This is a genomic window from Streptomyces sp. HD (assembly GCF_028369295.1).
In the GTDB taxonomy this organism is placed as follows: Bacteria; Actinomycetota; Actinomycetes; order Streptomycetales; family Streptomycetaceae; genus Streptomyces.
The window spans coordinates 1-19836 of the sequence record NZ_JAQMYP010000061.1 but is presented as its reverse complement, the minus strand read 5'-3'; the positions used below and the strand labels follow the sequence as shown (position 1 = coordinate 19836).

Annotated in this window: 19 protein-coding genes; 7 read left to right on the top strand and 12 right to left on the bottom strand. The window is 64.5% G+C overall.

The window, feature by feature from the left end; translation table 11 throughout:
• Positions 1-198 precede the first annotated feature (198 nt).
• The 4 genes from POF73_RS39235 to POF73_RS39220 all read left to right on the top strand — a co-directional run bounded on the left by POF73_RS39235 (position 199) and on the right by POF73_RS39220 (position 7689).
• Positions 199-3363 (top strand): lantibiotic dehydratase, encoded by a 3165-nt coding sequence (locus tag POF73_RS39235; protein ID WP_272124143.1) that lies wholly within the window; start codon positions 199-201, stop codon positions 3361-3363.
• Positions 3360-4649 carry a lanthionine synthetase C family protein gene (locus POF73_RS39230; protein ID WP_272124142.1) on the top strand — a complete coding sequence of 430 codons (1290 nt, stop codon included), beginning with the start codon at positions 3360-3362 and terminating at the stop codon, positions 4647-4649. The genes POF73_RS39235 and POF73_RS39230 overlap by 4 nt, the downstream gene beginning before the upstream one ends.
• Positions 4622-5668 (top strand): thiopeptide-type bacteriocin biosynthesis protein, encoded by a 1047-nt coding sequence (locus POF73_RS39225; protein WP_272124140.1) that lies wholly within the window; start codon positions 4622-4624, stop codon positions 5666-5668. Before POF73_RS39230 ends, POF73_RS39225 begins: the two co-directional genes overlap by 28 nt.
• 89 nt (positions 5669-5757) lie before the next feature.
• Entirely contained in the window at positions 5758-7689 is a 1932-nt protein-coding gene (locus tag POF73_RS39220; RefSeq protein WP_272124138.1) for an ABC transporter ATP-binding protein, read from the top strand.
• Between the two features lie 425 nt (positions 7690-8114).
• On the opposite strand, the gene POF73_RS39215 is transcribed toward POF73_RS39220, so the two are convergent.
• The 3 genes from POF73_RS39215 to POF73_RS39205 form a co-directional block, all read right to left on the bottom strand.
• On the bottom strand, positions 8115-8405 hold the full coding sequence (locus POF73_RS39215; protein WP_272124137.1) for a hypothetical protein: 291 nt from the start codon (positions 8403-8405) through the stop codon (positions 8115-8117).
• 4 nt (positions 8406-8409) lie between these two features.
• Positions 8410-8784: a DUF6247 family protein gene (locus POF73_RS39210; protein WP_272124135.1), complete on the bottom strand. Its 375-nt coding sequence runs from the start codon at positions 8782-8784 to the stop codon at positions 8410-8412.
• 89 nt (positions 8785-8873) lie between these two features.
• Complete coding sequence (locus tag POF73_RS39205; RefSeq protein ID WP_272124133.1) at positions 8874-9290, bottom strand: ATP-binding protein; 417 nt, start codon at positions 9288-9290, stop codon at positions 8874-8876.
• A gap of 135 nt (positions 9291-9425) precedes the next feature.
• Between POF73_RS39205 and POF73_RS39200 the strand changes: the two genes are divergently transcribed.
• The 3 genes from POF73_RS39200 to POF73_RS39190 are packed head-to-tail and all read left to right on the top strand — an operon-like array spanning position 9426 to position 10909.
• The gene (locus tag POF73_RS39200; RefSeq protein ID WP_272124131.1) at positions 9426-10310 is read left to right on the top strand and encodes a helix-turn-helix domain-containing protein; all 885 of its coding nucleotides are present in this window, start codon (positions 9426-9428) and stop codon (positions 10308-10310) included.
• 10 nt (positions 10311-10320) lie between these two features.
• Positions 10321-10521, top strand: a complete 201-nt coding sequence (locus tag POF73_RS39195; RefSeq protein ID WP_272124129.1) for a DUF397 domain-containing protein — start codon at positions 10321-10323, stop codon at positions 10519-10521.
• A gap of 1 nt (position 10522) precedes the next feature.
• Complete coding sequence (locus POF73_RS39190) at positions 10523-10909, top strand: VOC family protein (protein WP_272124187.1); 387 nt, start codon at positions 10523-10525, stop codon at positions 10907-10909.
• A gap of 6 nt (positions 10910-10915) precedes the next feature.
• On the opposite strand, the gene POF73_RS39185 is transcribed toward POF73_RS39190, so the two are convergent.
• From POF73_RS39185 to POF73_RS39145, 9 genes are all read right to left on the bottom strand, one after another.
• Positions 10916-11884 carry an aKG-HExxH-type peptide beta-hydroxylase gene (locus POF73_RS39185; RefSeq protein WP_272124127.1) on the bottom strand — a complete coding sequence of 323 codons (969 nt, stop codon included), beginning with the start codon at positions 11882-11884 and terminating at the stop codon, positions 10916-10918.
• 9 nt (positions 11885-11893) lie between these two features.
• Complete coding sequence (locus POF73_RS39180) at positions 11894-12877, bottom strand: JmjC domain-containing protein (RefSeq protein WP_272124125.1); 984 nt, start codon at positions 12875-12877, stop codon at positions 11894-11896.
• 28 nt (positions 12878-12905) lie between these two features.
• Complete coding sequence (locus POF73_RS39175; RefSeq protein WP_272124124.1) at positions 12906-14186, bottom strand: MFS transporter; 1281 nt, start codon at positions 14184-14186, stop codon at positions 12906-12908.
• On the bottom strand, positions 14183-15292 hold the full coding sequence (locus tag POF73_RS39170) for a hypothetical protein (protein ID WP_272124122.1): 1110 nt from the start codon (positions 15290-15292) through the stop codon (positions 14183-14185). The genes POF73_RS39175 and POF73_RS39170 overlap by 4 nt, the downstream gene beginning before the upstream one ends.
• Positions 15293-15421: 129 nt before the next feature.
• A complete protein-coding gene (locus POF73_RS39165) occupies positions 15422-15592 on the bottom strand; it encodes a hypothetical protein (RefSeq protein WP_272124120.1) in 171 nt (56 codons plus the stop codon).
• 93 nt (positions 15593-15685) lie between these two features.
• The gene (locus tag POF73_RS39160) at positions 15686-16684 is read right to left on the bottom strand and encodes an oligopeptide/dipeptide ABC transporter ATP-binding protein (protein WP_272124119.1); all 999 of its coding nucleotides are present in this window, start codon (positions 16682-16684) and stop codon (positions 15686-15688) included.
• Positions 16681-17667: an ABC transporter ATP-binding protein gene (locus POF73_RS39155; RefSeq protein WP_272124118.1), complete on the bottom strand. Its 987-nt coding sequence runs from the start codon at positions 17665-17667 to the stop codon at positions 16681-16683. The genes POF73_RS39160 and POF73_RS39155 overlap by 4 nt, the downstream gene beginning before the upstream one ends.
• Positions 17668-17878: 211 nt before the next feature.
• Positions 17879-18811, bottom strand: coding sequence for an ABC transporter permease (locus POF73_RS39150; RefSeq protein ID WP_272124117.1), 933 nt, complete (start codon positions 18809-18811; stop codon positions 17879-17881).
• Positions 18808-19836: ABC transporter permease (locus tag POF73_RS39145; protein WP_272124116.1), on the bottom strand; the 1029-nt coding region annotated here is incomplete at its 5' end. The genes POF73_RS39150 and POF73_RS39145, both read right to left, overlap by 4 nt.

Genomic DNA, 19836 nt, shown 5'->3' with positions numbered 1-19836 from the left:
ATCCAGACTACGCTGACCGGTGACGCAATGACACAGCTGCGGCCGATGATGGCCACTCACCTTACCTGTGAACCCAGCGGCTCGATGACCTCGTGTGGAATGACAACCGGGGCTAATCCGCCCTGCTGCTAATCCAGTGCCGGGCGGGATTCAAGGATGAATCCCGCCCGGTCTTCTTCGCGTAGAGAGAGCAGGGTTATGGTGCAACGGAACCTCTATGCCGCTTCCAATCCCATCACGCTGAGAGTAGCAACGCTGCAGCATGACGCCTTCAGTGATGTATTTGCCAACTTTCACGATGCCTCCCAGCCAACCGATAGGGAGTTGGCGGGCTACATCCGTAGCATTGCAGAATTTCCTGATCTCATAGAAGCTATCGCTGTTTCCAGTCCAGTTTTGTTGAAAGCTCTAGACAAGGTTGTCGTCGGCGAGGAAACGCGACGGAAGAGGCTCCTTGGTGCCGCTATATCGGTTACCCGCTATGCGATTCGGATGAGCAGCCGTTCTACTCCCTTCGGGTTGTACGCCGGGGTGGCAGCAGCAGAGATTGGGGAGGTTGCAAAGGCTGAGATCGGCCCGAATACGAAGAAGATTGTCCGTATTGATTCCGGTTGGCTCGACAGCTTGTCGAGAGAGTTGAATTCCAGCGCTGATTTGAGGCTCACGCTGGAGGTTGTTCTGAATAATCTTTGCGTCGAGCGCGCAGACCGCCTTATTGTTCCCCACGTGCGAATTAGGCGCGAAGCCTCCAACGGCGCAGAGGTTCAGTTGCGTGGTCGAGAGATTTCGATGCGGTTTACACCACTCTTGGAATGGATCTGCGACCGCGCTCACAAACCTGTGCGCTATTCAGACTTGCTGATCGAGGCAAAAGATCGGTTCCCTCGTATTCCCGAGCAGAAACTCGACTCTTTCCTCGCAAATCTCCTTGCACGCGATGTACTCCTGAGCAAGTTGCCTACCACGGAGTTGTATTCAACCTCGCTCGCAGACGCGGAGAACATACTTCCCTCGAGCCTTAAGAAGGTGGCCGGCCTGAGGGGGCTGCGCGAAGCCATGGAAGCTTACGCGGCCACGAGCATGGGCAAAGGAAAAGATGCCTGGTACGGCTTGCGTGCAGCTGTGTCACGGGTACACGACGGGATCCTAGACGTGAGTCCCCAGGTGGATGTACGTGCTGATATGTCCGTGACCCTGCCACGTCCAGTGATTCAAGAGGTCGAAGAATTGGCTTCGGCTCTCTGGCGAATTGCACCGGATGGCTCAGCGTACACGCACATGCGTAGATACCGTATGGCTTTCCTTGAAAAGTACGGAAAGCATGGCGTGGTACGGTTGAAGAATCTCATAGATCCTCACGTTGGGCTCGGATACCCGGAAGGGTATCTGAACCCAGCGAGCACCGCTTCCTTCGGTATCAATGAAAAGCACAAAAGCGCCGCGCACGATACGCGAGCGGAAATTCTCGCGTCCTTGGCATACCGAGGACTTTCTGCGGAGAATCGTGAAGTGGTGCTTACCGAGGCGGACGTGCGTCGCTTGAGCGGTGGCAGCTCGACGCCGGTCCCCTCACAGGCAGTCGAGGTATGCTTCCAGCTATTGGGTGAGACCCTGGACTCGCTCGATAATGGGGATTTCTCCCTATGGGTTACGCCTGTAGGAGGTGCTCTTACCGCAGGAGCCATGGCAGGGCGGTTTTCTGATGTCACAGACAGGTCTGCTGACTTGAGTAAACTATTTTCCACGATGGCTCCTAATGCCATAGTGGCACAGGTTGACTTTGCTCCGGTACTACCGCGCGCCATGAACGTAGTTCAGGGGCGGCGATTCACTGAGCACAGGATACCTGTGGGAGTCTTCCACGGAGATAAGGAACATGGCTTTATCGACTGGCGTGATCTCTTAGTGGCAGCAGACGGCAATGCATTGCGCCTTTACTGGGAGGCAACAGGTCAGCAGGTCGTTCCCATCGTCCCCCATACACTCTCTCTGACTACTGCAGCTCCCAACCTTGTCAGATTTCTTGCCGAACTGTGCTACGCCAATGAAATCAGGGTTTGGCAGCCGTGGGAGTGGGGGCAGATGGCATCGCTGCCTCTCCTGCCTCGTGTTCGCTTTGGCAGAAGCATTATTGCACCGCTGGCGTGGAAGACTACTCTGGAACTGCGCACAGCGGCACGGCAAAGAGAAGACTGGGAGACAGCAGTCGACGAGTGGCGTAAGCGCCTGAACGTTGATTCTCGAGTTCGAGTAATCAATTACGATCAGTACTGCGAAATCGATTTGGACAACGTTCTGCACCGCGAAATCCTGCGCAGGGAGCTAACAGAAGGCAATCCGCTGGTAACTGAAGTTCCGAGCGCGGGAGGTGAGCAGTACGGTTGGCTCGGAAAACACTGCAGTGAGTTCACGGTTCCGCTAGTTCCAAGAGAGCATGTGGGACGCGTCAAACAGCACAAGCTGGACCACGTGCGCATTAAGAATTCCGAACGCAAGGCGTATCACCCGGGAAGTAACTGGGCTTATCTTGAGCTCGATTGCATGCCAGAAATCCATGATGAGCTCATCAGAAGGCGTGTACCGGACATCCTGGAGGCTGTCTGGGGTGAGATCGATCGATGGTTCTTCATTCGCTACAATAGGCCTCGTCATCATGTACGTCTCCGAATTCGAAGCAATGATCCGGCCATGCCTGAGAGTGTGTGGAACAGAATTCTGCGGGATTGCTCGTTGCTCCGAGAAGGTGGTTACATTTCGGACTTTCGACTCTGTACCTACGAGCCGGAGCTCTCTCGCTTCGGAGGAGTCGAAGGGATGGATCTGGCGGAGCGGGTATTTCATGCCGACAGCGAGTGGGTAATCAACCTCATGCGGATCGGGAGGACCGGTGAGGCGGAATACTCCAAGGACCTGCTCGAACTGGCCAGCTATGGAATAATTTTGGATGGGATTGGCGACTGGGACTGGTGCGAGTGGGTAGCGCAGCATTTTCCACAGAGAGATGATCGTGATCAACCCTCTCGTAAGGAGATCCAGGAGGCAGGGAGGATTGTTGCACCCGGTATGACCCTCAAGAATCTGGCCCCAGTTTTGCCTGATTCGGCACTGGAGTCAGCGCGGAGGTTGGCAGATGCTGCTCGTGAGGTAGGGAAGACTCTTCTGCCTGAGCTGGACCGGACAGACACGTGGACATGGCGTGAGGAGATTGTTGGTTCATTCTTGCATTTGCACCACAATCGCCTCATTGGCATCAGTCCCGACCGTGAGAATCGCAGCCTGGTGAGTTTGCGTCACATTGCGCGCATGCATCAGGGCCGCGCTCGGCACGGCGTTGCTCGCTTCTCTTCGAGGAGCGGCGCATGAATAGTGGCATCACTTGGCGCCACAAGGCCGCGGAGCGTATCTCCGACGAAATCGCCTGGCATTTGAGTAACCCGGACAATCTCGCCTACTCGAAGAACTCTGATCCATTGGCCCGAGCTTCGCTTGCTAGTGGCTTCCCAGGTATCTCCTTGATTTATACGGCTCGGCTGCATAAAGGTGATAAGAAGGATGGGGCGACAGCACACTGGTATCTTAAACAGGCGGCGGAGAGTCTGAAGTTGCGCAGTCGACTGCTGGTCGGACTGCATTACGATGCATGTGGCCTGGGTTACGCGCTCTCCATGGCGCAAGCTGTAGGCGGAGGCTATGTTGGTGCCCTGACGCAGCTCGACGCGGAAGTAACAATGGGTGCGGAAGCACTATGCCAGCAAGTCGAGTCGATATCACTAGGGCCGATGGCCAGGTTCGACGTACTGGATGGGCTGGCCGGCATAGCTCGGTACCTTCTTCTGAGGGACCCACATGGGCATGTCCTGGAGCGTGTTCTCACATGCTTGTCGAGAATGCTCACGCCCGCTGACTATTTCGGGTGTAAGGTCCCGGGTTTTTGGTCAACGACACCGCCGAACTGGCTGCCTCAGATGAATTCTGATGTGCGTGAGAATGGTCATTTAAACCTGGGATTGGCACATGGTATTGCTGGACCGCTGGCAGTCCTGTCCACAGCGTTCCTGCAGAAAATAGCCGTGCCCGGTCAGGATGTGGCCATTGCGGGGCTGGTCGAGATCCTTCATCGATTTCAGGGAATCGATGAATACGGAATCTTCTGGCCGAATTATGTATCGTTGGAGGAGTTCACCACGCCATCGATGCCACGTTCACGGAGCAGAGTCTCCTGGTGCTATGGCGCTCCTGGGGTTTCGCGAGCCCTGCAACTCGCGGGCAAAGCACTCGACCGAGACGACTGGCTACAAACAGCTCAATCTTCGGTCAGTGCGCTGTGTGCGGTTCCAAGTGATGAATGGTTGGCTGACCATTGGTCGTTTTGTCATGGGCTTTCAGGGATCATGCATATATTGAGGTACTTCATTGAGGGGCAGGAGGCTGATCAGGTCTCCAAGCTGGTTGATTCCATTGCTGAGCGGATCATTGAAGTCTTCTCCGAAGGTCTGCCAACAGGGTTTGAGGTGGGCATGATGGATCTCTCTCCCGGAAAAGATCCGGCTGGCCTGTTGGAGGGTGTGGCAGGCCTTGGACTCGCCCTTCAGTCTTACGCCGAACAGGAGGATTCAATCCCATGGGACACGGCGTTCCTGATGCAGTGAGTCTCAGAAAGGGGTCGGCGGGCGTCCCTACAACTGCGTTCTCTGATATTTCCATCGACGGAAAAACGGTCAGCGCCGTGAATTTCATGCGCCTTGCTACGGAATATCTTGAAAGCGGAAATATTCCGTCCGGTTTACCTCAATGGGGCGCGACCGTCGATAGATTTGTTCGTGCCGGAGCCTCGGCTTTGGTAGAGGAGGAACTCGAGTCCCGTTGGGTGGAGCGACGCGTATATCTTGACGGATCTGTTCCACGAGAGGTATATGTCCAGCTGAGTGCTGTGGCAGAAGAGCTGCTCAAAGCAGGGAGAGCTCGCAACTTCTTCTTTGTCCATAAACCTCCTGGTATGCGTATCAGATTTGAATGCGATCCACAATCCCGGATTGCGGTGCGTGATGCACTTCTTGGCATGTGCTCGCAAGCGACACGGGATGGGCTGGTGCTCGGACACCACTCGGCGGTGTATGAGCCGGAGTACAAGCTGTTTGGTGGTGCGGCAGCCATGGCTGGCGTGCATGGCATGTTCACGGCCGATTCCTTGGTGTGGATGGACTATTGGGGAGGGCAGCGCCAGACGCCAGCATGGGCCCTTTCACTCCGGTTGATTCGTTCCCTCTTCTCGGCCATGGAGATCACAGATGCCGAGGATCAGGATGTGTGGGACCGTTTGGGCTGTCAGGCAGGAAGAAAATTTAGCGACGATGAGCCTGAGCCCTCGGGCTGGCCGGAGATAGCGCACAGGATTCGCTTGATGTGGGGTAACCCCGAGCACCTATCATCGGTGACTTCGTCGATGAATACCAACTGCGCCTCGTTTGAAGAGCGCGTGAGTTCCGAGTGGGCGAAGTGGAACTCGGAATATTTCAGAACCGATCCAGCCGTTGTCGGCCCTAGAGAGGCCGCCGCGTTCCTCATAGTCTTTCACTGGAACCGTGCACGGCTTCCGTTCTCCTGGCAGGCCGGGATTGCTACGGCTTTGGCGAACGTCGTGTACGAGCGAGAAGTCCGACAGACCTAACCGATGCCATCTCTGAAGATACTGCCTCGCAGCGGCAGGAGATTCGGGAGCCTCTGAGAATCTTCCTTTAAAAAATTGCAGGAGAGTGCGTGAGACAGGGACTTCGGGACACGTCAGAGGAAGAGATCGGGGACTCGTCGGCGGAGCGCGCCCTGTTCGGCGGCAAGCTGAGATACGACTTGGGCTTCAACCGCCACGAAGGTGCTGTATTGAGTCTGTCTCTCTGGCAGGCGGCTAAAATGCTTCCGGATCTCGTTGCCGAAGTGCTGCGTTTGGCATATGAAGCCGACGCCCGTGCTCTACGGAGAGTCGCTGCTTCGGAACTCTTCCAAGGCATCAGCACAGCTACCATTCTACTGGGTACCAATGAGTCTATTTCGGCCCTCCTCGTTGCCGATATAGACTCTCCTGCACTTCGAAGTGCACTCCCTTTCGTTATTGTTGTAGCCCTGGCAGTGGGATTTCGTACGCTTGCATCAGCCATCTCTAGGGCCTATTTGGGGCGCCTCGAACCAAAAATCGAACGGGTGGCGACCGTGCGCTATCTGGAGCGGGTAATAAGAGTGGAGTTGTCCTCTATCGAGGACCCTGACTTCCATCGGCTATTGGACTCGGCTCAGCATGGGGCGTCGAGTGCACGACGCGTACTCATGTATTGCGGAGCCATCGCCAACGCCCTGATAACCTTCCTCGCTGTTGCAGCGGTATTGGCCACTCTTAACCCGATTCTTCTTCTCCTCCTCGCTCTGCTCGCCGTGCCTCGTTCCTGGAGTGCGTTGTGGAATGCGCGAGCGCGTTATCTTTCTGCTCATGCGTGGATCGAGCATGCTCGGGCGGCCAAGTTGCTGAGTGCTCTGTTGATTGATCAGCACTCCGCTTCAGAGATTCGAGTGCACGACGCCGGCCAATTCTTGCTGGACCAATATGGAAAATTGGCGCGTTCGTCTGAGGAAGAACAGGCCAGATTGGCCAATGATGCCGCACGGACTCAGGTCTTCGCTGCTGTGATGGTCGGAGTCACGTCGATCCTCACCTACGGAGTCCTGGGAGGCTTCGTCCTGTATGACGTGATGAAATTGGCAACGGTGGGGACGGTCATTATCGCTGTGAGAATGGGTACGACAAACTTGAGCATACTGATGACACAGGCCAACTCCTTGTATGAAAGCGCACTTTATGTGGGTGACCTTAGGCGGCTGTGCGAGGAAGCGGAGTACCGTGCTGTACAGGAGGGCGGTGAGAAGCTTGACGAGGTTATCGATCGGATCATTTTTGAGAAAGTAAACTTCAAGTACCCGGGCGCCGATCGATCGGCACTCCTGGATGTGGATCTAACAATCCCGAAGGGTAGTGTCGTCGCACTTGTCGGGGAAAACGGATCCGGGAAGAGTACGTTGGTCAAACTATTGGCTGGTTTGTATAAGGCGGACTCGGGCAGTGTTCGCTGGGGTGGCATCGATGTATCTAATGCGGATCGCCGGGATCTTCAATCGCGGATTGCAATGGTCGCTCAAGATTTCAAGCGCTGGCCTTTCACGGCGCGCGCCAATGTGGTGATCTCGCGGGCTGGTGCGGCGGTGGACCACGTGCGACTCCAGGAGGCGGCAGCTCATTCCGGTGCTGAGGCAACTATCAAAGAATTGCCGCAAGGTTGGGATACCCTGTTGGCTCGCGAGTACTACGGAGGACATGGAATTTCGGGGGGGCAGTGGCAGCGGCTGGGTATCGCTCGCGCCCGATATCGTGATGCTCCTATTCTTATTGTGGATGAACCCACCAGCGCCCTGGACGCGCGCGCTGAAGCGGAAGTCTTTGAGAGGATCTTGAAGCAGAAGCGAGAAGATCAGACCGTGGTACTCGTCACTCACCGGCTGGCTTCAGTAAGAACAGCAGACCTCGTCTATGTTCTCAAGGATGGGCGTGTTATCGAATCAGGTTCGCCGGATCAGCTCCTAGCTAGTGAAGGATTGTTCGCGGAACTGTTCAGCATTCAGGCAAACGCCTATTCTCTGGAAAGCTGAAGCCTGCGAGGCGCTGTAGGGTGAGTGGTGCTATGGATATTTCAGCCGTAATTCGCTGCCGTGGTCTGCTAGGAAGTGCTCTACCCGTAGGATTTCTTTGATTTGTGGTGTCGATCACGATGTGACTGACGACTGATCTACCGATGACCAGGCCACGCTGTGATGGACGAAACGGGGTGACAACAAGTCCTCCAGCGACGTTACAAGCCGGCCTCTTCAGCACCTGGGGCGGGTTGTTCCAGGTCCTTGTCCAGTTCAGGCTCTCCGACAGATTCGCTTACCGTCTCGCGGCGTGGCCAAGTCATGAAACGGCCAGGAGTGGTAAGCGATCCCGCACTCGCGACGGAGGGATACTGTAGCGGGATTGTGAAAGCCGTAGCGACGTAGTGACGAATCCAGCACAGTCAGGAACTGCAGCTGCCTTGTCAGAGTAAGTCGAACGGCGGGATGATCCGCGTAATCGCGATAAGGCGAAGCCGGGGTACCGGTAAGGCGTAGAACCATCCGTCGGACAGCAGAGGGATGCGGCGCACGCCGCCCGGAACGCCACGGCGTGGCCCCTCGCCGATGTCGGTCACATCGACGCCGACTTCGGCGAGGGCGACCAGTTCCGCCGCCAGGCGCTCGACCTCGTCGACGATGTGTCGCGGGAATCCGTCTGCAACATGTTCGGCGTCGGGGTCGTACTCCCAACGCCAAGCCTCTTCGTCTCCCATGCCGTCACACGCCCTCGGCGCGCTCGATACCGGCCTCGGCACAAGCCGCGTCGAGGATCCGGCCGATCTCGGCCGCGATGGTCCGCGCCTCTTCAAGGCTCTCGGTTGCGGCGGCGCGTGCCTCCAGGGTGCGCAGTCTGGCGGCCCGCTCAGGGTGCCGTTCCAGTGCGACGTACACCGCCCACTGACCTACGAAGCGGCGCATCGGAGCGGCGCTGACCTGCTCGCGTGCCTGTTGGAGGGCTGCAGAGCGTTCGGCGTCGAATGTGGGCAGGGCGTCCGGCGCCAGTTGTGCCAGAGCAGCCCGCAGGCCCTCCGGGGTGTTGGCCGGCTGCGATGTGACAGAGTCGCCGGAACCGGAGTGTGCGGCGGTGCTCATGCGCGGTCTCCTCGGGGCGGTACGGCGGTCTGACCACTGCCCGTCAGCGTACCCGCGAGGCAGCGGCGTGGGCTGGACCTGTGGACAGCTCACGCTTCGTCCCCGTTCACCTTCGGTACGACGCTGAACCAGACGGCCTTGCCGCGCGGGTAGTCCCGCACCCCCCACTCGTCGGCGCATGCATTGACGATGCCGAGTCCGCGTCCGTGTTCGTCGCGGGCGACGGGGGTCAGGGGCGCTGGGGCGCCCGAGCCGTGGTCCCACACGGTCACGCGGAAGTCGTCCGGGGTACGTTCCAGGCTGACGTAGGCGTCCATCGCGGAGTGGCGGTAGGCGTTGGTGACGACCTCGGATGCCAGCAACTCCACAGTGTCCACGATGCAGTTGAGCTTGGCGGCGGCGAGGATGCTGCGGATCGTGGCCCGGACCACGCGGACGGCGCGGGGGTCGTGGGGAATGGTCAGGCCGTAGGTCCAGAGGGGCTGGGGGGTTTCGGGCATGCGCATGTGGCAGCCTCCATTCGTGTGCCTGCTGTGACTGATGCATCACTTACGGTAGAGGTGATGGTTCGAAGTATTCAACCTGCTTGTGTGAGACGGTGATTGTTCGATGAGTGCGTTCGCCAGGCGAGGAGGGGCTGCGTGGGCCTGAGGTCGGATCCGACGTATCGGCAGCGGCGTTTTGGTGCGGAGCTGCGCAGGATGCGCGAGCGTGCTCGACTGTCGTCGACTGATGCGGCCGCGCTGCTCGGGATGAGGCAACCTCAGCTCAGTAGCATCGAGGCGGGAAAGACTAATGTGTCCGCGGAGCGGGTCTGGCGCCTTGCGCAAGAAGAAGGTGTGAGTACTCAAACCTTCGTGGAGGCTCTTATTGATCTGGGACAGCGTTCCGGCAGGGGGTGGTGGAGCGAGTACCGGGGAGTGCTGAGTGCCGCGCACCTGGATCTGGCGGAGCTGGAGGATGATTCCCGCCGTGTGGTCACGTATGAGCCGATGTTCGTCCCCGGCATCTTTCAGACACCGGACTACGCCGACGTCATCCACCACCGCGGCTATCGGCGGATGGCCCCGGAGGAGCGGGCCGCTGCCGTCCGTTTCCGGGTGCGGCGCGGGGCTCGGCTGACCGGCGAACAACCGCCGCGCATCCACGCGGTCATCCATGAGGCGGCGCTCAGCGCGTCATTGGGCGAACCCAAGGTGATGCGTGATCAGTTGCTGCATCTAATCGAGTTGTCACGGCTGCCGTACGTGACCATCCAGGTTCTGCCGTTTGACGGCCCCATCGCCTTCGGCACCGGATTCGTGCTGATCGAGCCGCGGGTACGGGAGCTGGGCACGGTCGTGGTTTCCCACATCGAGAAGTCGCTCTACCTGGACGATGCGGAGGCGCTGGCCAAGTACCGGGACTGGTTCGCTACTTTGAGCGGGGCGGCACTTCTCCCGGTCGACCCGGAGGCGCCGGCGGAGGCCCGAGCGGTCAAGGATTCGTTGGGTCTGCTTCAACGCATCTTGTACACCCTGCTGTAGGAAGGCTCGCATGTCCGAACTCAGGTGGCAGAAGTCCAGTTTCAGCGAAGGCGGAGCTGCGAACTGCCTCGAACTCGCCACAGATCCCACCGGACGCCCCCACCTCCGCGAGAGCGATACCCCCAGCAGCGTCATCGTGACGACTCCCGCCGCTCTCGGTGATCTGCTCCGTGCTGTCGCAGACAGCGAAATCGAAGCCGTTCGACGCTGAATTGCTCCACCACATCGAGCTGTGGGTTCCCAACCTCCCCCGAGCGACCCGCGAATGGGGCTGGTTGCTCACCAGGCTCGGCTACGACCCGTACCAGGACTGGGAGCACGGCCGCAGCTGGCGGTCGGGCGCGACGTATCTCGTCGTGGAGCGCTCGCCGGCCCTGTCCGGCACGACGCACGACCGCACCCGCCCGGGCCTCAACCACCTCGCCTTCCACGCCGGAGCCCGCGAGGAGCTGGACGCACTGGCCGCCGAGGCCCCCGCGCACGGCTGGACGCCGCTTTTCGCCGACCGTCACCCGTACGCGGGCGGCCCGCGGCACTACGCGGCCTACCTCGCCAACGCCGATGGATTCGAGGTCGAGTTGGTGGCGGTGGAACCTTGAGCCGAGTCAAGTGCCGGGCGGGATAGGACGATTGAGCCGCTCTGTCAGCTCCCGTTCCCGTTGCAGCAGGTTCGCGAAGTAGGCGGTGCCGGGGTCGGTCCAGCGGGCGGAGGTTTTCAGGACCTCAAGGGTGGCGTGGAGGCGGGTGAGGGCGTCGTCGCGTCGTTCACGGACCTCTTCGCGGACCTCGACCTCTGCCTCGTCCAGCACGGAGTACCACCGGTCCAGCCCCGTCGCCATCCGTGTGAGGACGTGGGCGGCGTGGAGGGTGCCGGAGAGGGGGCGGGGGTCCGGGCGCAGGGCGTGGGTGACCAGGTCGTCGCCGTTGGTGATGAACCGCTCGAAGGCCTGGCGCAGATACAGGGAGTGGTGGCCGGTCTCGTGCAGCAGGGTCTCGAAGGCGGCGGGCACGCTGGTCAGGTAGCCGACGCCCGCGAAGACGGCTCCGTAGTTCCGCAGCAGCGTGGCGGAGCGGAAGGCACCGCCGTCCACGTAGACCACGGCCCGGACCAGGAGGCTGAGTTCCACGGCCGCCTCCGGCCATACCCGCCGCAGCACGGTCACCGCCGCGCCGACCCGTTCGACCGCTTCGGGCGCCGCCGTCGCGGACATGTCCGGCCTCCCCACACCCGCCGTACGCAGCATGTCGGCCCGTAGTTCGGCGAGGGGCGTCCGGCACCACAGGGGATAGTCGGGTACGCCGGTGACGTGTTCCAGTGGCCGGATGCGCTCCTGGGAGAGGCCGGCGCGGATCTGTTCGACGCAGGTGGCGTCGGGGGTGCGGCCCGCCGCGAGTTCGGTGGCGGTCCAGACCGCCCTCGGGTGCAGGCCGGCCGTCGGTGTGCACGCCGGTATGTACGGGGCCAGTCGGCGTACGACGTCACGGTGGTAGGAGCGGGCGAGGCGGGCGGTGCCCGTCGGGGTGGGGCCGACGCTCGTCAGCTCGGCGTAGGTCTCGGCGGTCAGTTGTGCCATGGTGCCCCCTCAACTGTCGGTCGGAGTCGCCGCTCGCGGCGCCAGCGCCAGCCGGTCCGCGAGGACCCCCGGTGCGGGCGCCGACGGGGCCTGCCGGGCGCGGGTGCGACGGACGATCAGGGCGGCCACCTTCTCGTCGCCGAGAGCTCGCAGATGGTCGATCAGGGTGTCGCGGACGGTGTGCCATTCCTGGCGGGACCGGCCGGCCATCACGTCGGGCAGGGCGGGGAGCCGGGTGCGCAGGGCCTCCCGCTCGTGGGTCGCCAGGTCGACGAGGTCGTGCAGGAGACCGACCCAGGCGTCCTCGGTGCCCTCCGAGAACGACAGGTGGACCGAGCCCTCCTCGCCGGTCCGGCCCTCGTGGTAGAAGCCGCGCGGTATGTAGAGGCAGTCGCCGGCCTCGATGCGCACCTCCATGACGACCGGGGTGTCGGGTACGTCCCCCGCGCGTCCCCGCATGACCGGCAGGGTCTGGCGCGGGGCCCGGACACGCCAGGTCTTGGCCCCGGCCAGTTGCCGGACGAAGACGCCGGACAGGTCGTAGTGCGGGGCGGCGCCCTGGGAGCCCGGCGGGGTGAGGAACGCGGTGGGGGAGACCGGGTAGCCGGTCTCGGCCGCGAGCTCCTCGCAGAAGGCGGCGACCTCGGGGCAGTAGAGGGACAGGGACTGGAGGACCATGGTGGCGCCCTCCGCCACCTGGGCGAGGACGTGGTGCGGGTCGGCCAGGCCCGACAGCTGGCGGTGCTCGGCCACCGCCCCGCCCCGACCGCCGGTGGCGCCCTGTCCCGCTCGTACCGGCCGTACGTCCAGTTCCCGGCCGTCGCGCAGCAGGCGTACGTACGGGGCCCGCAGGCCCCGGCCGAAGAGGAGGTCCTGTGCGAGGTCGGCGGAGAAGACGTCGTCCAGCGGCCCGAGCCCACGGCTCAGCCGGGGTGTCCGGTCCTGGATCTCCCCGAGGCTCGCGGGGTCGTCGAGAAGTCGTTCCAGAGCCATGGTGATTCCCGTTCGCAGACTAGGAGGGTCAGCCGGTCAGCCGTACGTCGTCCTGTTCCCGTCGTTCCCCGCCGGTGTCCTTGTCCTCGTGGAAGTCGCGTACCCCCGGCACCAGCAGCACCAGGGCGGCCGAGGCGAGTTGGACGACGATCGCCGTCACCAGCACCGGAGTGCGGCCCACCAGGTCGGTGAGGGGGCCCACGATCATCAGGCCGAGTGGCAGCAGCCCCAGGCTGACCAGCCAGTCCACGGAGGTGACGCGTCCCATGAGGTCCGCGGGGAACTGGCGTTGCAGTGCGGTCTCCCAGAGCACGTTGAACGGCATCATGGCCACTCCGGCGACGGCGTAGCCGGCCGCGACCCACACCAGGGAGAAGGGGCTGAGCAGTACCAGGGGCACCGCGGCGAACAGGGCGTTGCAGCCGATGGCCACCAGCCCCGGGTGGCGTGGCCGCAGCCGTCCGATGACGATCGTGCCGACCAGCCCGCTGAGGCTGAAGACGGCGAGGACCGTGCCGTACGCCGTGCCGCCCGTGAACTCCTCGCTGGAGACGATCGGCAGCAGCACCATGTGCGGTGCCACGACCAGCATGGTCTGTACGGCCGTCAGCGCGAGGACCGCCGTGGTCCAGCGGGTCCGGCGGACCGCGGCCACCCCGGCCCGCACCTCGGCGGCCATGGAGGTGCGGGGCGCGGCGGTGCGAGCGGGCTCCCGTACCGCGAGGACGCACAGCAGGCTGACCGCGAAGCTCGCCGCGTTGACCGCGAAGGCGGTCCTGGTACCGGCCAGCGCCACCAGGACACCGCCGAGTGCGGGACCGAGGACGGCGGCCGTGCTCTCGGTCGCGCCGCGCAACGCGTTCGCGGCGACCAGACGCTCGGCGGGGACGACGCTGGGGACGAGGCCGCCGTAGGCGGGCCGGAAGAACGCCTCGCCGCTGCCGAGGACGAACGTCAGCAGCGCCAGCCCCGCCGTGCCGACCCCGGAGGGAACGGCCACGACGGCAAGGACGGAGACCAGGCGTACGGCGTCGGCGGCGACCATCACCCGGCGCCGGGGCAGCCGGTCCGCCCACACGCCGCCGACCAGGGCGAACACGACGGCCGCGAGCATCCGGCCGCTCAGCACCAGCCCCACGTCACCGGCGTCGCCCCCGGACTCGACGACCCGCAGCGAGACGGCGACGACGAAGAACTGGTCCCCGAGGGAGCTGATCGCCTGCCCGGCCCACAGCCGGCGGAATGCGCGCAGGCCGAGGACGCTGCCGGAGAGCCGGGCGCCGAGACCACTCAGTGCCCGATGGTTCACGCGGCTCCTTCGCCGGTCACGCCGGGTACGTCGGTCAGCTCGCCGTATCCGAATCCGCAGCAGTCCCCGGTGATGTCCTCGTCCCGGGCGATCTCGGGGTGGGGCAGCGTGGACGGTACGAAGGCCGCGAGGTCGATCGGCTCCTCGTCGTCGTCCACGAAGATCTCCGCACCGTCCGTGATCAGGTCGAGGTGGACCTTCTCCTGGTAGCCGATTTTGTGCTGGTCCTGATTGTGCTGACCGAACCCTATGTGCGCGCCGACCCGGCGCTCGTTGATATGGGAATTCGCGGCGATGAACTCGTCGATTCCCGAGTTCGTGCCGAATCCGAGTTCACCCACGCGTTCTCCGTACGGCTGCCGGAAGCACAGGCCGACCAGTTCCCGGATGTCACTGTCCGCGCACTCGAATCCGACGGCCCGGCCGTTCGATATCTCGACTCGCAAGGGGTTGTCGGAAAGCCTGGTGTCGATGCTCGTGATCACATTGCAGTTCAGTGCGCCGTCCGCCACGAGCACGCCGTCTATCTCGGCCGGGAACGTGGCTATCTCGCCCGCCGGAAGAATCGTGAAACCGCCCGGCCGCCATACCCCGCGGTTGCTGATCCAGTCGAACCGCGTCGAGTCGAGCCGCATGCGCAGGTCGGTACCGCCCCGGCTGCGTACCCGGATGTCGTGCACCCCGAGGAGGCGGTGGAGCAGGGTGGCGTTCCGTGCGCTCAGTTCCGCGGGGGACAGGTTCAGGGCCTTCTCGAAGAACTGCGGCGAGGCGCTGATGACACGCACCACCATGCATCGGTCGTCGCCGTAGCGCCGCAGTACGTCGACGAGGGGCCCGAAGTGCGACATCGTGTCCTTCTCCAGCGTGAACAGCACCAGCCGGCCGGTCAGTTCCGCGGGATCCGGGAGCACCGCGTCCAGTCGTTTCGCGAACTGGTAGTCGACCAGCGGTCGCATGGCGACCAGGTCGGGTCGCAGGCCCCGCTGTCGTAGGCCGACCGCGATCAGGGCCGCCGACTCCCTGCTGTCCGGGGTGTACGCGATGACGCAGCGGTCCCCGTCCCTGATGTCCGCGTACTGGCGGAGGAGGGCCTCCACGCCGGTCATGATCCTCTGGCTCGCTAGCGAAGTGGTCACCCGTCTCGGCCTCTCGTCACGGAAGAACCCACGGATTTCGGCAAGAGAAGAGGGTTCCGGCCGCTTTCGAGAACGCGGCCGGAACCCTCTCACGGAGCATCAGGTCGCGATGAACCACGCCATCGCCGGGCCCTTGTCGCCACTCTCCAGCGGGGCGAGGACGTCTTCGGTCTCCGCGGCGCTGAGTTCCTGAAGAGTCGCCTCGATGAGGGCCTCGTACTCCTCGTCCTTGCTGATGGTGCTGGCGGATATCGCTTCGCTCACAGGCATATGACGCTCCGTCCAGTTGGAGTAAGACCAAGTGATCATAAGCAGCCATTGATGCAGTGGACAACGAGACTTCTGGGATTGTCCTGAACATGTCTATGTGGCGCTTGTGGTGACCTGTGCCCAGTGACACGCCGCCTGGGCGTCGCCGCTCCCCGCCAGGATCTCCGGATCCCGGGTACGGCAGGACTCCGCGACCCCCGCCCGTGCCGCCTCGCCGTCGGCCAGGACGGGGCAGCGCACATGGAAGCGGCAGCCCGCGGGGACGCGGGAGGGGTCGGGCGGCTCGCCGGTCAGGACCACCGGATCGCCCGGTGCCTCCGGCAGGACCGACAGCAACGCCTGGGTGTACGGGTGCCGAGGCGCCGTGAGGACCAGCTCCACGTCCCCCGTCTCCACGATCCGGCCCAGATACATCACCGCCACCCGGTCCGCGATGTTCCACGCCAGTCCCAGGTCGTGCGTCACCACGAGTGCCGACAGACCGAGTTCGGTCCGCAGGCGCAGCAGCAGGGCAAGGATCTCGCCACGCACGGAGGCGTCCAGGGAGGCCACCGGCTCGTCGGCGACCAGGAGTTCGGGCTCCAGGGCCAACGCGCCCGCGATGACGATCCGCTGGCGCTGACCGCCGGAGAGCTCATGGGGGTAGCGCAGGAAGAAGCGCTCCGGAGGTCTGAGGCCGGACCGGGTCAGCGCCTCGGCCACCGCCGCGCGCTCGTCACCGCCGTACCCGTGGATGCGCAGGCCCTCGGCGACCGCGTCGTACACCGTGTGCCGGGGGTTGAGGGAGCCGGACGGGTCCTGGAGGACCAACTGGGCGCGCTTGCGGTACGACTTGAGGGCGCGGGAGGTGTGTTCCAGCGGGCGTCCGTCGAAGACGACACGGCCCGAGGTGGGCCGGACCAGGCCGAGCAGGGCGCGCGCGAGCGTCGTCTTGCCGCAGCCCGACTCGCCCACCAGGGCGACGATCTCGCCCGGGCGGATGTCCAGGTCCACGCCGTCCACGGCCCGGGCGGGCGGGCCGCCGTGCCGTCCCGGGTAGGTCACGTGCAGCCCCTCGGCCCTGAGCAGGGGCGTGGGCGGTCGGGTCGTCATGGGGCGCTCCCAGCGTCCTCGACGGCGGCAACGGGAGTCGGCACGTGCACACATGCCGCCCGCCGGCCCGCACCGGCTTCCCGCAGTTCCTGGTCGTCCTCGGCGCAGCTGTCCAGGGCCACCGGGCAGCGCGGGTGGAAGGCGCACCCGGAGGGCAGGGCGGCCGGATCCGGCGGGTCGCCCGGCAGGCCCCTCGGCGCGAAGCGGGACGCCGGGTCGCCGATCCGCGGGAACGCCTCCGACAGGGCCTTGCCATAGGGGTGGCACGCGGCGTCGTACACCTGCCGGGCGGGCCCCTCCTCGACCACCCGCCCCGCGTACATGACCGCCAGTCGGTCGCAGGTGTCGGCCAGGACGGCCAGGTCATGACTGATCATGATCAGGGCCAGGTCCTGTTCGGTGACCAGGCCCTCGATCAGCCGCAGGATCTGCGCCTGGATCATCACGTCCAGCGCGGTGGTCGGCTCGTCGGCGATGACCAGGCGGGGGTCGCAGGCGAGCGCCATGGCGATCATGACGCGCTGGCGCTGGCCGCCGGAGAGCTCGTGCGGATACGCCGACGCCCGCGCCGCCGGGAGGCCCACCTGCTCCAGGAGCTCGCCCACCTTCCGCTTCGCGCCCGCCTGCGTCGCCTTCCCGTGCAGCAGGATCGGCTCGGCGATCTGGTCCCCGACCCGGTGGACGGCGTTGAGCGAGTGCATCGCGCCCTGGAAGACGATGGACGCCCCGGCCCAGCGCACCGCCCGCACCCGGCCCCACTTCATGGTGAGGACGTTTTCGCCGTCCAGCAGCACCTCCCCGCCGATCCGGGTCCCGGCCGGCAGCAGCCGTAGCAGGGCGAGGGCGAGCGTCGACTTGCCGCAGCCCGACTCGCCCGCGATGCCCAGCTTCTGCCCGGCCAGCAGCGTCAGGTCGACGCCCCGCACGGCGGCCGCCCCGCCCGGGTAGGTCACCTCCAGGTCTCTGACGTCGAGCAGGCTCAAGGTGTCACCTCCGGGGTGGGGTGGAGGGCGGTTTTCATGGCAGGGCGGCTGGGCGCCGCGATTGCGCCGGTCAAGCTCGGTGCGGCCGGTGAAGGACTGACGCGCCGCACGGCTGGAGGGCCGACGCCCGGCATGGCCGAAGGGCCGATATCCCGCACGGCGGCCGTCCCGCCCGGGTACGTCACCTCCAGCTTCCGTACCGCCGGCAGCGTCAACGGGCCACCCCCAGCCGAGGGTTGAGGACCGACTCCACCGCGCGCCCGCACAGCGTGAAGGCCAGCGCCACCACCGCGATCGCGATGCCCGGCGGCACCAGGTACCACCACATCCCGGAGCTGACCGCCCCCGCCTCCCGCGCGTCCTGGAGCAGCCCGCCCCACGACACCACGGTCGGATCGCCAAGCCCCAGGAAGGCGAGGGTCGCCTCGGCGAGGATGGAGGACGAGATCATCAGTGTCGTCTGGGCGAGGACCAGGGGCATGACGTTGGGCAGGACGTGACGGCTCATGATGTGCCAGTGGCCGCCGCCGAGCGCCGTCGCCCGTTCGATGTACGGCCGCGACTCCACCGCCAGCGTCTGCGCCCGCACCAGCCGGGCCGTGGTCGGCCAGGAGGTCACGCCGATCGCCAGCACGACCGTGCCCAGCGAGCGGGACATCACGGTGGCCAGCGCGATGGCGAGAACCAGGGTCGGCATCACCAGGAACCAGTCGGTGACCCGCATCAGCACGGTGGCGTACGCCCCCTTGAAGTGCCCCGCGGTGATCCCGACCAGTGTGCCGATCGCCACCGACAGCGCGGCCGCGAGCAGCCCGACCAGCAGCGACACCCGCGCACCCCACACCAGCAGGCCCAGCAGATCCCGCCCGAACCGGTCGGTCCCCAGCGGGAATTCGGCGCTCGGGCTCTCCATCGGCTGCCCCGGTGCCCCGGTCACGCTGGACACGTCGGAGCCGACCGTGAGGGGGGCGGTGAGCGCCAGCAGCGCGAAGAGGGCGAGTGCGATCAGGCCCACCAGCCCCGCGCGGTGGGTGCGGTACTGCTTCCAGAAACGTACGACGGACTGGCGCCGCCGCTGTCGGGCGAGCGCGCGCGGACCGGCCGCCCTCGCCTCGCCCGCGGTGCTCTTGGTCTCGGTCGTCATCGGCCCACCCGGGGGTCGAGCAGCGGATAGACCAGGTCGGCCAGGGTGTTCATGACGATCACCGCCGCTGCGAAGAAGAGGAACAGGCCCTGCACCAGCGGCAGATCGGGCACGCTCAGCGCCTGGTAGAACAGCCCGCCCAGGCCCGGCCAGGAGAACACCGTCTCGACCAGGATCACGCCGGCCACCGTCCGGCCCAGATTGACGAAGACCAGCGTCACCGTCGGCAGCAGCGCGTTCGGCACGGCATGCCGGCGGCGGACCAGGTCGTCCCTGAGCCCCTTGGCACGGGCGGTCGTCAGATAGTCGCTGCCCATCTCGTCCAGCAGCGCCGAGCGGGCCACCAGCAGGGTCTGGCCGTACTCGACCGCGACCAGGGTGACGACGGGCAGGATCAGATGGTGGGCGACGTCGAGGACGTACGCGAAGCCCTCCTCACCGCCCGACTCCATGCCACCGGTGGGGAACAGCCCGGGAATCGGGCCCATCCCCACCGAGAACACGATGATCAGCAGCAGGCCCAGCCAGAACGACGGGATGGAGTAGAGGGTGAGCGCCAGACCGGTGTTCAGGCGGTCGCCCAGCCCGCCGTGCCGCCAGGCCGAGCGGGTGCCGAGGACGATGCCGAGCAGGGTGTACAGCACGAACGCGGTGCCGGTGAGCAGCAGCGTGTTGGGCAGCGCCTCGGAGATCTTGTCGACGACGGGCGCCCGGAACTGGTACGACGTCCCGAGGTCCCCGGTGAGCGCCTTGCCGCAGTAGTCGGTGAACTGCTGCCACAGCGGCAGATCGAGCCCGAACTCCTTGCGGTAGGCGGCGAGTTGCGCGGCGGAGATCGGGCGGCCGCCCGTCATGGTCTTGACGGGGTCGCCGGGAATCAGCCGGAACAGGAAGAACCCGGTGACCAGGACGGCGAGCAGGGAGACGGCGGCGCCGCCCACCTTCCCGGCGCCGTAGCGCAGATAGCGCGTGGTGGTGAGCGCCCGCGGTTCACGGACCGCGGGCGCGGGGGGCCCCCCCCCCCC

What these genes read in the sequence shown, in the direction of transcription:
- POF73_RS39235 (WP_272124143.1), top strand. Translation starts at nt 199, where the DNA reads ATGGTGCAACGGAACCTCTATGCCGCTTCCAATCCCATCACGCTGAGA.
- POF73_RS39230 (WP_272124142.1), top strand. Translation starts at nt 3,360, where the DNA reads ATGAATAGTGGCATCACTTGGCGCCACAAGGCCGCGGAGCGTATCTCC.
- POF73_RS39225 (WP_272124140.1), top strand. Translation starts at nt 4,622, where the DNA reads ATGGGACACGGCGTTCCTGATGCAGTGAGTCTCAGAAAGGGGTCGGCG.
- POF73_RS39215 (WP_272124137.1), bottom strand. Translation starts at nt 8,405, where the DNA reads ATGGGAGACGAAGAGGCTTGGCGTTGGGAGTACGACCCCGACGCCGAA.
- POF73_RS39210 (WP_272124135.1), bottom strand. Translation starts at nt 8,784, where the DNA reads ATGAGCACCGCCGCACACTCCGGTTCCGGCGACTCTGTCACATCGCAG.
- POF73_RS39205 (WP_272124133.1), bottom strand. Translation starts at nt 9,290, where the DNA reads ATGCGCATGCCCGAAACCCCCCAGCCCCTCTGGACCTACGGCCTGACC.
- POF73_RS39195 (WP_272124129.1), top strand. Translation starts at nt 10,321, where the DNA reads ATGTCCGAACTCAGGTGGCAGAAGTCCAGTTTCAGCGAAGGCGGAGCT.
- POF73_RS39185 (WP_272124127.1), bottom strand. Translation starts at nt 11,884, where the DNA reads ATGGCACAACTGACCGCCGAGACCTACGCCGAGCTGACGAGCGTCGGC.
- POF73_RS39180 (WP_272124125.1), bottom strand. Translation starts at nt 12,877, where the DNA reads ATGGCTCTGGAACGACTTCTCGACGACCCCGCGAGCCTCGGGGAGATC.
- POF73_RS39170 (WP_272124122.1), bottom strand. Translation starts at nt 15,292, where the DNA reads ATGACCGGCGTGGAGGCCCTCCTCCGCCAGTACGCGGACATCAGGGAC.
- POF73_RS39165 (WP_272124120.1), bottom strand. Translation starts at nt 15,592, where the DNA reads ATGCCTGTGAGCGAAGCGATATCCGCCAGCACCATCAGCAAGGACGAG.
- POF73_RS39160 (WP_272124119.1), bottom strand. Translation starts at nt 16,684, where the DNA reads ATGACGACCCGACCGCCCACGCCCCTGCTCAGGGCCGAGGGGCTGCAC.
- POF73_RS39150 (WP_272124117.1), bottom strand. Translation starts at nt 18,811, where the DNA reads ATGACGACCGAGACCAAGAGCACCGCGGGCGAGGCGAGGGCGGCCGGT.